This window comes from Capnocytophaga canis (assembly GCF_043187445.1).
Taxonomy (GTDB): Bacteria; Bacteroidota; Bacteroidia; order Flavobacteriales; family Flavobacteriaceae; genus Capnocytophaga; species Capnocytophaga canis.
Genome location: NZ_CP171121.1, coordinates 1,801,049 through 1,813,636 on the forward strand (window position 1 = coordinate 1,801,049; position 12,588 = coordinate 1,813,636).

10 protein-coding genes are annotated in these 12,588 nt (G+C 36.1%); 2 read left to right on the forward strand and 8 right to left on the reverse strand.

Annotated elements, in window-relative coordinates:
• Positions 1-45 precede the first annotated feature (45 nt).
• The 7 genes from ACF3OB_RS07665 to ACF3OB_RS07695 all read right to left on the reverse strand — a co-directional run bounded on the left by ACF3OB_RS07665 (position 46) and on the right by ACF3OB_RS07695 (position 9,401).
• Positions 46-843 carry a sulfite exporter TauE/SafE family protein gene (locus ACF3OB_RS07665; RefSeq protein ID WP_172914672.1) on the reverse strand — a complete coding sequence of 266 codons (798 nt, stop codon included), beginning with the start codon at positions 841-843 and terminating at the stop codon, positions 46-48.
• 63 nt (positions 844-906) lie between these two features.
• Complete coding sequence (locus ACF3OB_RS07670) at positions 907-1,530, reverse strand: Crp/Fnr family transcriptional regulator (protein WP_042005374.1); 624 nt, start codon at positions 1,528-1,530, stop codon at positions 907-909.
• Between the two features lie 77 nt (positions 1,531-1,607).
• The gene (locus ACF3OB_RS07675; RefSeq protein WP_392447324.1) at positions 1,608-2,507 is read right to left on the reverse strand and encodes a Ppx/GppA phosphatase family protein; all 900 of its coding nucleotides are present in this window, start codon (positions 2,505-2,507) and stop codon (positions 1,608-1,610) included.
• 54 nt (positions 2,508-2,561) lie between these two features.
• Positions 2,562-4,616, reverse strand: coding sequence for a multiheme c-type cytochrome (locus ACF3OB_RS07680; RefSeq protein WP_042347168.1), 2,055 nt, complete (start codon positions 4,614-4,616; stop codon positions 2,562-2,564).
• A gap of 47 nt (positions 4,617-4,663) precedes the next feature.
• Positions 4,664-7,192 (reverse strand): phosphoenolpyruvate carboxylase, encoded by a 2,529-nt coding sequence (locus ACF3OB_RS07685; RefSeq protein WP_392447326.1) that lies wholly within the window; start codon positions 7,190-7,192, stop codon positions 4,664-4,666.
• A 207-nt stretch (positions 7,193-7,399) separates the two neighbouring features.
• On the reverse strand, positions 7,400-8,815 hold the full coding sequence (locus ACF3OB_RS07690) for a TlpA family protein disulfide reductase (RefSeq protein WP_095911956.1): 1,416 nt from the start codon (positions 8,813-8,815) through the stop codon (positions 7,400-7,402).
• A 409-nt stretch (positions 8,816-9,224) separates the two neighbouring features.
• A complete protein-coding gene (locus ACF3OB_RS07695) occupies positions 9,225-9,401 on the reverse strand; it encodes a hypothetical protein (RefSeq protein ID WP_172914665.1) in 177 nt (58 codons plus the stop codon).
• 428 nt (positions 9,402-9,829) lie between these two features.
• Between ACF3OB_RS07695 and ACF3OB_RS07700 the strand changes: the two genes are divergently transcribed.
• Together ACF3OB_RS07700 and ACF3OB_RS07705 are read left to right on the forward strand one after the other, a co-directional pair.
• Positions 9,830-10,513 (forward strand): response regulator transcription factor, encoded by a 684-nt coding sequence (locus tag ACF3OB_RS07700; protein WP_095893545.1) that lies wholly within the window; start codon positions 9,830-9,832, stop codon positions 10,511-10,513.
• 55 nt (positions 10,514-10,568) lie between these two features.
• Positions 10,569-11,585: a sensor histidine kinase gene (locus ACF3OB_RS07705; RefSeq protein WP_042005381.1), complete on the forward strand. Its 1,017-nt coding sequence runs from the start codon at positions 10,569-10,571 to the stop codon at positions 11,583-11,585.
• A 53-nt stretch (positions 11,586-11,638) separates the two neighbouring features.
• Here the strand turns inward: ACF3OB_RS07705 and mdh are convergent, their stop codons facing one another.
• Positions 11,639-12,571, reverse strand: coding sequence for a malate dehydrogenase (mdh, locus tag ACF3OB_RS07710; RefSeq protein ID WP_042005382.1), 933 nt, complete (start codon positions 12,569-12,571; stop codon positions 11,639-11,641).
• Positions 12,572-12,588: the final 17 nt, after the last annotated feature.

The window sequence follows — 12,588 nt, forward strand, 5'->3', positions numbered from 1 at the left end:
ATACGTGTTTAATATACAGTTACTTTGGTTACATAAGTCCATTTTTTATTGTAAAATAGTTTCTTTGATGATAATGTAAATCCCCATAATCAAAACGAACCACCCGAAGATAGGCTTCAGTTTAGCACCATCAATCTTTTTAGACAGAGCCATACCTATGAAAATCCCAAATATGGCAAATGCAGTAACCTTTGCAAGGAAAAGATAATCCATTGGGATTTCGCTATTTTCTCCTAAAAAACCTATCAAAGACTTTGCTGCAATGATAACTAATGAGGTTCCCACAGCCTCTTTCATTGGTAATTTACTCAAAATCACTAATGCAGGGATAATTAAGAAACCGCCTCCCGCTCCTACAAGTCCTGTCAAAATACCTACAACGATTCCTTCAATCAAAATCAAAGGATAGTTAAACTGTTGTTTTTTAGCAACTTTCTCTTGATGGTGCTTAGTTTTCTTTATCATGCTGTAAGACGCTACAATCATCAACACAGCGAAAAGTAGCATTAGCAATATATTTTTAGTAATTACAAATTCTCCAACAGCCAATATTTCGTGTGGAATTGCAGGAACGATATAGGCTCGTGTGAAATAAACCGCAACAATGGATGGAATCCCAAAAATAACAGCCGTTTTGACGTTCACCAAATCTTTAATAAAATAGGAGAAAGACCCCACAACGCTTGTTGCTCCTACAATAAAAAGAGAATATGCTGTTGCTAATACAGCATCTATCCGAAAAAGATATACCAACATAGGAACCGTAAGAATACTACCACCTCCTCCGATTAGTCCAAGGGCGATTCCTATAAAAATTGAAGCTACATACCCCGCTATTTCCATATTCATTATCAAATTAACGAGGACAAAAATGCGGAGATTATTTGAGATCTACAGTTACTTTGGTTACATAAGGATAATCTTGTTTCTGCCGAGTTTCAGTACTTTGTTGTCTTCCAACTGTTTTAGTAAACGAGACACCACTACTCTGGCAGTTCCTAATTCATTAGATAGTTGCTCGTGGGTGATATTTATAACAGAATTTTTGGTAAGTTCTTGTTTTTTTTGTAGTAAAGCTAAAAGTCGCTCGTCCATCTTTTTGAAAGAGATGGCATTGATGATTTCCAATAGTTCCTCAAATCGTCTATGATATAATCTGAAAATATAATCCAACCACTCAGGATGCTCTTTTATGAACAGAGAGGCTTTATCCATCGGCAGGAACAATATTTCAGCATCTTCCTCCACCTCAGCCCTCACTTTACTGGTGTCATTATGCATTCCTCCTAAAAAGGACATCACGCAACTCTCTCCGGCTTTGATATAATAGAGTAGCAACTCCCTTCCATCATCTTCGGTTCGGATGACTTTTATCATCCCTTTGGTGACAATGGGAATGGAGTTAATGTAGGCATTTTCATTTACGATAATCCTTCCTGCCTCAAAACTTTTTTGTATGCTGTATTGATACAGTTTTTCAACCAACTCAGGCGAGGTTCTAAACTCTGTAATTTGTTGTAAATCTTCCATAGGCAACGTTTGTATTTGACGAAAATTGTCATAGCTGATTTGTTCTCTCCTCTTGTGTGGCTCTTTTCACAACAAAATTACGAAGAAGTCTGAATTTGCTGGTAATAAATTGTTTTGATAATTCCGTCAGCCAAACCGATGCGTGGTACATGAATGAGTTTCGCACCACTCCATTTCATTGTGTTGATATAGATAGACATCGCGTGAAGGATAACGTCCGCACGATCTGGATTAAATTCTAACACCCGAATTCGCTCTTCGTAGTTGAAAGAAGATACATATTTGGCATAATCTTTTAAGTATTTCAAAGACAAAGGTTGTCTTTCTCGTTTTCCTGAGTTTTTGAATATTTTATTGATATTTCCTCCTGAACCAACGGCTTCAATTTTATCGTATTTTTTTGTGTTCTCTTGAATCCATCCCTTGACTTCGTTCCACATTTTGGAGCTGACCATATCGTCCAAAAGTCGTACGGTTCCAATAGGGAACGAACGCGAGTTCTGAACTTCGCCGTTCGCAAAGACGGTAAATTCAGTACTTCCTCCTCCAACATCAATGTACAGATATGATTTTCCGTCCTTTATCAATGAATGTATGTCAGTTGAAGCAATGATTTTGGCCTCTTCACTTCCATCTATAATATTGATTTTCACACCTGTACGCTTAAAAACTTCGTCAGAAACAGCTGCCCCATTAATTGCTTCACGCATTGCTGAGGTAGCACATGCCATATATTTTTCTACCTTATTAACTTTCATCAACAAACGGAAAGCTTCCATGGATTCGGCAAGTCGGTCGATGTTTTCTTCCGAGATTTTTTTATCAAGGAAAACATCAGCCCCCAAACGTATTGGCACCCGTACTAAACTGTTTTTTCGGAAAAGAGGTTGCTCATATTCTGCTTCTAATACGTTCATAATCAATAAACGAACTCCGTTTGAACCAATGTCAATTGCGCCTAATTTTCGTATGTTCATAGCAATATATTTTTGAGAAATAGTGGTATGCAAATATACATTTTTTTTTGTGAATTATCTACTTCCATTTCTCAACTGTATTTTTACGGCTTCGTAATTTCGGTGGATTGCTTCATTATCCATTCCAAGTTGCATTGCCTTTTCAAAAAGAGTTTTAGCTTGTTGATAATCCGATTGTTCGCTACGAAGTAATGCCAAAAAGTAGTAAATCTGAGGGTTATTTGGTTCGTGGGTTAAAGCATCATTGAGTTGCTGAGCTGCCTGGTCGTTTTGTCCAACGCCATTGTAGAGCATCGCTAAGTTCAACCGTATGTGGTTGAGTGATTTATCCTTGCTAACAGCCCGTTCATAGAATAAAATTGCCTTTGCATTATCGCCCAACAAGGTGAAATAATCTCCTGCAGTAGCACTTCCTAACGGAAAATCGGCTTGTGAAAGTACAAAGGTTTCATATTCTTGCAATGCTGGTTCGAAAGCAGGGAGATGCATCTTTGCCCATTGTCCTCCTTTTTGTGCTAACACCAAATATGCTGTTGCCAATCGTACTGACTTTACTTCATCAGAAAGCAAAGGAAATAATTCGTTTTCATAGGACTGTATTGGAAAATTTCCCAAAGCAAGTACAGCCCGATAACGCGTCTGAGGATCAGCACTGTACAATTCTTTTTTGATAAGCTCAAAACTCTGCTGTGTGTGTATGCCACTAAGATAATGAACGGCTGTTGCTCGGATAATGTTAGGTGTACTGCTATTATTCAATAAAGCCTCTAAATGTTGTAGGCTATACGTTTTTTGATCACTCCCTCGTACTAAATCTTCTGCAAAATGGGGTTTTCGTTCCTTGCCATACCACTGTTGAACGGCTGTTGCTGCCCACTTTGCTGTTTTGTCCGTATGGCAATCGTTACATGCATTGGGAACGTCATATTTTGCAGATAAATCGGGTCGTGGCACTGAAAAGTTGTGGTCATGGCGAACATCATTGCCCATATACGTACGCGTTGGCATGTGGCATACCCGGCAATCAGAGGCTTCCGAATTAGTCGGATGAAACGTATGTTTTGACGTTCCGTAATCTGTTGTATGACATTGCAGACAAAGCTGATTGCCAACTGCCCTTATTTTGCCAGAATGAGGAAAATGACAATTGGAACACCTAATCCCATAGTGAAACATTTTACTTTGCAAAAATGAACCATATTTATAAACCTCATCAAAAGCCTGTCCGTCAGCATAATAAATGTTTTTTGTAGGGATTTCTGGAATATATTCATCCATAATTTCGGTTGAAAAGGAATGAAACTGACTTGTTTCGCCTCTACGGGAATGACAAGGCATACAACTGTTTAATTCAGCTATTTGGTCTGTGTTTTTTCCTAAACGAATGAACAGTTCCTTGGATTTTTCAGCTTGGTAGTTAGCACTTTTTACAAAGTCAATGTGTTGTTTTCCCGCTCCATGGCAACTTTCACAACCCACAGTAAGTTCGCTGTAGGATGTTTGATACGTATCAGAAAAAGCATCGTAATTCTTCTCTAAATTAGTGCTATGGCACGAGGCACACATCAAATTCCAATTCTGGGAAGCGTTCGTCCAATGGAGATAATCATCATGAGGAATTTTTTGTCCTGCATACTGATGAAACCACTGATTTTTTTGACTATCCCAACTCTGCCGAAAAACTTGCATTTTGCCTCCTTCGAATTTCGTAATATACTGTTGAAGTGGATAATAACCAAAAGTGAAAACTATTTCAAAATCTTGATAAATGCCATTTTTCCCTTCGGTATGGATATAAAACTTACCGTCTTTTTTGAAGAATCGAGAAGTGATGCCATCAGCGGTATAGTTCACATCATTGAAATTACCCAAAACAGTGGAGTCCGTAGCGTGTTGCATCGCTTTGAAATGGTCGGACATTTTCCAATCAGCAAAGGCCTGTGGATGACAATCCCTACAATTTTCAGAACCTACATACAATGATTTATAATCAGTTATGTTATTTTCAACAGAAATGTACTCTTTTTTATCATTCCCCAAAAAAACATATCCCAAGAGAGTTAATACCACTAAGGAAATGAAAAGATATATGACGTGCTTTCGATTCATCGACTTGATTGCGTTACTTTTGTTTTTAAACTCAAGGTATTACATTCTTATGCTGAATTTCTACTTGCGTTGATATTTCCGAACAGTGAGCGAATAACCATTTTCTCATAGAGTTCCGTACTTCCTTCACCATTTTCTATTTTCATAAGTGCGTACTGTTGAATACTTAATAACGGCAACACTATTTTTTCACGAATTTCTACTGAACGACGACTTAGCGGTTCTTGTTCTTGCAGGATTTTTTGCTCCGTGAGTTCCAATGTTAGCTGTTTTGACAATAAAAACTCCTCATGTAGTTGATTCCAAAAATCACCAAATTTCGGATGGTTTTTCATGTAATAGGTCAACGGAAAGTAACTCTTGTTCATACTCATCATGGAGTTAAGAATCAATGTTTTAAAGAAATCTGAGCTTTTGTATAAATTTTTTATACTTTCGAATTTTCCTTGTTTTTTTAGTTCGGATAAAGCATACCCTAATCCAAAAAAGCCTGGAATATTCTGTTTAAGTTGAGCCCATGAGCCTACAAATGGAATAGCACGTAAATCTTCGAATTTCATTTCTCCATCACTACCTCTTTTTGATGGACGACTTCCAATGTTAGTGCGTCCGTAGTACTGTAACGTACTCATTTTCTGAAGATATGGCACAAACATAGAATCAGATTTAAGCTGTGAATATCGCTTAAAACTCAAATCTGCTAATGCTTTCATGTAGAGGCGTTCCTGCTGATTGATGTCCTTTTTATCATTTTTAAACACTTCATTATCAATACCTGCTGTTAGCAATTGTTCGAAATTGTAACGTGCTTGATCCTTATTTCCGAACACACTCGTAATGGTTTGTCCTTGAATGGTGATTTCTATTTTATGATTAGCTATAGAGCTTCCTTGCGAAGCATAAAAATCGTGCGTTTTTCCGCCTCCTCGGGCTGGTGGGCCTCCGCGTCCGTCAAAAAAAATCGGTTTAATGTCAAAATTTTTGGAAATAGCTGTAAGTCGCTCTTTAGTCTCGTAGATTTCCCAATTTGCTTTTAAGTAACCTCCGTCTTTTGTACCATCGGAAAATCCTAACATAATAGTTTGTGATTTACTTCGATGTACTAAATGCTCTTGATAAACAGGATGTTGATAGAGTTTTTCCATTACCTTCTCTGAAAGATCTAATCCATCTATAGTTTCAAATAGTGGAATAATATCGACATTGATTTCATCAGGTTGGTATCCACAAATTTTGAAAAGAGCATACACATTCAACACATCTTTAATATGTTCCGAATTCGAAATGATATAACGATGGAGCCCCTTTTCACCATTTCGTTGTTGGATTTCTTTTATGCCGATAATGGAAAGTAAGGTCTCTTTGGTAATTCCCTCAAAATCATGGATTGATAATTTAATGTTGTTACTCAAAAGCCAATTGAATTTTTCTTCAAAAGTCATTTTTTGAGCTTTTTCTCCTGCATATTTTTCCGTGATTTCATCAATGACTTGCTGGTGGATACGACTGTCCTGTCGGATGTCCAACGAAGCAAAATGCGTTCCGAAAATTTTCACTCGATCGCTAAATTCCAAAAGCAGATTCAAGAAAACACTATTGTGTTCTTCTTTTAATATGGTCTCTGCCTTTGAAAGTCTCTCTAAAATGTGTTCTACGGAAATGATTTTTTTCTCGTGAATGGCAGTGTAAATAGAAAGACTTAATTCGGTAAGAATTTCAGCAATCCCTCTGAAACTGAGTCTCCTTCTAAGTTTTTTTAGATGCTCATAGTAGCATTTTAAAATATTGATACGCAATTCTTCAGCAACCTGTAGCGTTATTTCTGCTGTAACGAATGGATTTCCGTCACGGTCGCCACCTGGCCAAAATCCTAATTGAACAATATTTGGATTAATGGTTCCGAAATAGGTTTTCAGATTGGAGTAGAGTTCTCCGATGGCATCGTAATAGACATACCGTAGGTAGTAGATGATGCTGGTAGCTTCATCCAGAGGGGTAGGACGATCTTTATTCACAAAAGGGGTTTTTCCTAATTGTTGTAACAGCATATCTATCTCATTAGTAGAGTCTTGCAAAATAGCAGAACGCAAATCGTGCAAAATACGTTGCACAGAACTGGGGTAGAACTGAGTTGGGTGTGCCGTAAAAACCACTCTCACCGCGAAATCTTCCATTTTTTTTCTAACTTCTTCCAATTTTTGTGATTGGACACTTTTTTCATAGAGATGTAGAATGGTTCCTAAGTCCTTATCCGAATGCAGTTGAGTAAAAGCTGCATCTTCTACACTATCGAAAAGAACTACCTGTCTTTCAATATATTGTATGATAGTAAACAGCAAATCTGCCTTTTGTTTTTCAGTTTGAAGGTTGGTATGATTCCTGAAAAAGGTTTCGATGATTTCCTCAGGAGTTTTACCTTGCTCGTATCCGATTTTGCTTTCTTCATATAAAAAAGGCAAAAGCATACCTATGTTCGTCATCTTGTCATACGGTAAACTCATAAACAATGAGTTGTAGATTTGATATTTATTTTCAACAAGTTGTCTAAATTTTTCGGTCAATTGTTCGTTTCGCATTATTTTCTGTAATGTAGTGTTTTTAGAAGATGAGTGTTGTTAAATACGTTGCAAAGATACGATATTTTTATACTTTTAGCTCATCCAATAGGCAAACATTTCAGAGAATATCATTTATGTTAAGATAAAGAATATCGTCTGAAAGAGAGAAAAGAAAAACAGTACAGATTTCGGCTCTGTACTGTTTTTTGATGATTAAACTTTTTATTATAATGATTCTTCAATCAATTCTTTAATTTTAGGAGCTGATGGTTCAGGTGCACTCGGGGAAATTACCTTTCCTTTTTTGTCAATCAATATAAAACGAGGAATTGAATTTATAAAATACGTGTCATAGAAATCAGATTTATTTCCTCCCCACAATTGAATTCCTTTCAATTGATGTTTTTCTAAGGCTTGTTGCCAATGCTCTTTCTTTATGTCTTTTGAAATACTAACAAAAACCACTTCTTTACCTTTAAAGTCAGCCTCCAATTTCTTTAAGTATGGAATTTCTGAAATACAAGGTCCACACCACGAAGCCCATACGTCAATATAAACCAATTTTCCTCTAAAATCTTCGAGCGATACTTTTTCTCCTTTTTCATTTTCAAATGAAAACGATGGTGATTTACTTCCTTTTTTGATACTTTTTTCGGTATTTAGAAAAATGTATTCGCATTCTTTACGAAGCTTCTCACTTGCCGAATTCTTCATTATATAATTATAAATGAGCTCGTTATTAGGATTTCCGTGATCAATAAGGTCTGAAATAGCTTCTTGATAAGCAGCTTTTATGTTCTGCGAACGAACTTTTTCGGTCTTATCAATAAGTTGTTGAACTTGTTTGGTGTCATTAGGGTTGGTTAGCAAACTTAATAGCTTACTCATAACCAATTTTCGGTATGTATTTACTTTTTCAAATTCATCAGCATTGTCGTAATCAATACTTTTTTCTTCTTCAAAGAAATCTGCTGGAACTTTGGTCTCTTTAAATGATTTTCGATGCATTTGATTAGCTCTGGGGTAGTGCACAAGCATTTGTACAAATGCATATTTACTCCACTTTTCCTCATTTTTACGGATAGGTTCAAAAGAATGTGATTTCCACTGTTTTTCCCAATTTGCAAACAGTTCTTTAAGTTTGTTTTTAAATACATCAGGTTTTTCTTTATAGATATTTCCATCGTAGTGCGTATTAAAGAATTTTTCTTTGTCGATATAGAAATGCGATATAAAAGCATCATTCCCTGATATAATTTCCTTTACATTCTCGGTGGGTTCAGTCAAATCAAGAACGATATCAGAATTTTCACGAAGTGCAACGTTAAAGCCTTTTGAAAATTTGACTTCGTACATTTCATATGTTTCACTTTTGATATGGAGCGTATCGCGAAATTCAGCATTTTCATTAGGTTTGATAATTTTTCGTACTTTACTTCCGTCTTCTACGAGTATCAAACTATTATCTTTACCAGCAGTTTTGCCAGAAATCGTAGCAACTTTTGTTTGTGAGTGAACGGTTCCAATAGTGGCTAATAATGAACAAATTAAAAAAGTATAGACTTTAAACGTTCCGACAAAACTTTTTGTTTCTCGTAACTTTGAATTCTCAGTAAATTGCAAATTGTTTGTAATGCCCATATACTCTATTTTTTGTAAATGATTATTAAATATTTTTTCAATCGCTTAAAAAGTGGATTTATAAAAAATGAAATATACGCTTTATGCTCAAAGCAACAGTCCGCAATTTATAATTTTTTTTTTGATTGTCAAACAAAAATTAAACCTTTGAGTCCTTTGCAAGATCCTCTATTTCCTTTTCTTAACTGGTTTTAAATAATTTTTGAACCGATTTTTTAGAAAATCACATATTTAAAAACATAAAAATAGATGATTTTCATCATTTTTTGTCCCTTTTTTGGGACTATTTTAAGCAAAATCTCTCATTTTTGAGCTTTTTTTCATTAAAAGGCAGGAAGTATCTCCATCTTCGGACTTCGCTTCAGATTGTAGGCAATAGCTTCCAAAATATGTTGTGTGTGTACTTTTGCTAAGCCTTTGAGCCGTATGCCACCCACGCCAAACCATTACTGTCCACCGCAATTTGTTTTTTGTATCCGAAATAAGTCTTTGTGCCTTTTTTGAGCCATTTCGCTTCCTTATCTACCCCATCTTCAGCTACTTCCTTGAAAAAATGGTCTTGTTTCTCAACTTCCGCCTCGGGCAATTCACCCGAGGCGGAAAGCCCTTTTTGATAATGTTCATCGATGATAGCGGAAATGGGTTTCCAATTGATGATGGTATCGACTTATGCGTAAAAATAGCCTTTTCGGGTACGTCTTTCTACATCGTAAGCAGCAAAGGACAGCGGATAAGGTTTTGGTGTGTTTCATAAAGTAAATATACGAAATAACCATCTAATATTCAAATGATTAACAATTTATTTTAGGGAAATTTGCCTTGCAAAGGTCTCAAAATATACTGACATGTGCTTTTTGAGGAAGAAATAAAAGCTATAAACTATGATATTTGTACGTAATTGCTATACTAAATCATTGAATATTTTTTTAAAAATAATAAGTTGTTTATCTTTGTCCTCTTTCATAGTTGTTTATCAATGAAGGAAGATATATTATGGCATATAAAAAGTAAATTATGAAAAACATGAAGATACTTTTAGTTGATGACGAACCCGATATTTTGGAAATTGTGGGCTACAATTTGGAGAAAGAAGGGTTTCAGTTGTTTTCAGCAAAAAATGGAATTGAAGCTATCAAAATTGCTGAAAGAGAGCAGCCTCATTTAATTCTGATGGATGTAATGATGCCCGACATGGATGGTATTGAGGCTTGTGAGCGCATCCGTAGAAACACAAATTTGTCAAGAACGGTCATCGCGTTTTTAACAGCTCGAGGTGAAGATTATTCTCAATTAGCAGGTTTCGAGGCAGGAGCCGATGATTACATTACAAAGCCTATCAAACCCAAAGTGCTGGTTAGTAAGGTGAAGGCTTTATTGCGTCGTTTTAGTGTAGAAGAAGAAAAAGTAACTTCACTTACTATTGATAACTTGGTTATTGACCGCGATGAATACAAAGTAATCCGTAATAATGAAGAGATTATTTTACCTCGTAAAGAGTTTGAATTATTGTGGTTATTAGCTTCACAACCCAATAAAGTTTTCAAACGCGATGACATTTTGGATAAAGTTTGGGGAAGTGAAGTGGTTGTTGGTGATCGTACGATTGATGTACACATACGTAAATTGCGTGAGAAAATCGGTGAGAATTATTTCAAAACCATCAAAGGTGTAGGGTACAAATTGGTAGTTAAGGAATAATATTGACGTGCGAAAACTAAAAAAATCATATCGTTTTGCTCTAAAATCATCCGTGATGATAACAACTCTTTCGAGTGTTTTGCTTGGAATTGTCATTTTCTTTTTTGATAATATTCCGTTCTTAGGGCTAATCCCATTTGCTACACTACTCTTTGCAATATGTTTCTTCACCTTGCAATATCGCGTTGAGAAATTCATTTACAAACGTATCAAAAAAATATATCAAGATGTCTCTCTTTTAGAAAGTACGAGTTTTAAAGATCAAGTCATTACCACGGACATAACTACGTTAAGTCAAGAAATCAATCGGTTTGCACATACCAAAAAGATGGAAATTGAAGATTTGAAAGATCGTGAAAATTATCGAAAGGAATACATAGGCAATATTTCTCATGAATTGAACACCCCGCTTTTTACCGTTCAAAGTTATATTCTTACCCTCTTAGATGGAGCAGCCGAAAACAAAAACATACGCAAGAAATATCTCTCACAAGCAGCCAAAGGAGTTGAACGTCTGATTTATATAGTCAAAGACCTTGAAATGATTTCAAAATTAGAAACAGGAGAACTCAATCTTCACTATGAAAAAATTAATATCGTAGAGTTGATACAAAATGTGTTTGATATGTTTGAAATGCAGGCTGCTGAGCGAGATATCTCCCTTATCTTTGACCAGAAATACGAAAAACCTCTTTATGTATATGCTGATAAAGAACGAATTCAGCAAGTACTCACTAATTTGGTTGTCAATTCAATAAAATACGGAAGACACAATGGAACTACGGAGGTGAGTATTGAAGATATTTCTAAGAAAAAAATTATTATTCGCGTAACAGACAATGGAGAAGGGGTAATTAAAGAAAATATTCCGCGTTTGTTTGAGCGATTCTACAGAGTCAAGAAAAGTGGCAATCGCCGAGAAAGTGGCTCAGGATTAGGGCTTTCCATTGTAAAACATATTATTGAAGCACATAAGCAAAAAATTTATGTCGACAGTGTGTTTGGAGTAGGTTCTGAATTTTCATTTACGTTAGATAAAGTGATCTTTCAATCTGCAGAGAAAGATACTTAAAAAGGTTGTCTAAAAATTCAGACAACCTTTTTACGAAAGATAAATACTAATAACTATAGAATGTTCTGCAAATCTTTATTCACTTCTTTAACCGCAGCAGCACTTTCATTGAATTTTGCTTTTTCAGCGTCGTTCAATTTTACTTCAACGATTTTTTCAACACCATCTTTACCGATGATTACAGGAACTCCCAAGCAAATATCTGACTGGCCATATTCTCCATTAAGCATTACCGAACAAGGGAACATTTTCTTTTGGTCACAAGCAATCGCTTGAACCAAAGCCGAAACTGCAGCACCTGGGGCATACCAAGCGGACGTTCCTAACAATTTGGTTAAGGTAGCACCACCTACTTTAGTTTCTTGAGCTACACTTTCTAACTGATTTTCAGTTAAAAATTCAGAAACAGGTACACCGTTGCGAGTTGCCAAGCGAGTAAGTGGAAGCATTCCTGTGTCGCTATGAGCTGCGATTACCATTCCGTCTACGTCCGAAAGTGGACATTCCAAAGCTTCAGCCAAGCGATATTTGAAACGAGCACTGTCCAAAGCTCCTCCCATTCCGATAATTCGGTTTTTAGGTAAGTTAGTAGCTTTATGAACTAAATAAGTCATAGTGTCCATAGGATTACTCACCACAATCACAATCACGTTTGGTGAGTGTTTTACCAATTGTTCTACTACTGATTTTACGATGTTTGCGTTGGTTCCGATAAGCTCCTCACGAGTCATTCCTGGTTTGCGAGGAATGCCAGAGGTGATCACGGCTACGTCACTTCCTGCTGTTTTTGAATAATCATTGGTAGCTCCTACAATGCGTGTGTCAAATCCGTTTAGAGGAGCGGTTTGCATCAAATCCATAGCCTTACCTTCAGCAAAACCTTCTTTGATGTCTACTAAAACTACTTCTGAAGCAAAGTTTTTAATTGCAATGTACTCAGCACAGCTTGCTCCAACAGCTCCTGCACCTACAACTGTTACTTTCATATTGTGTATATTTTTTT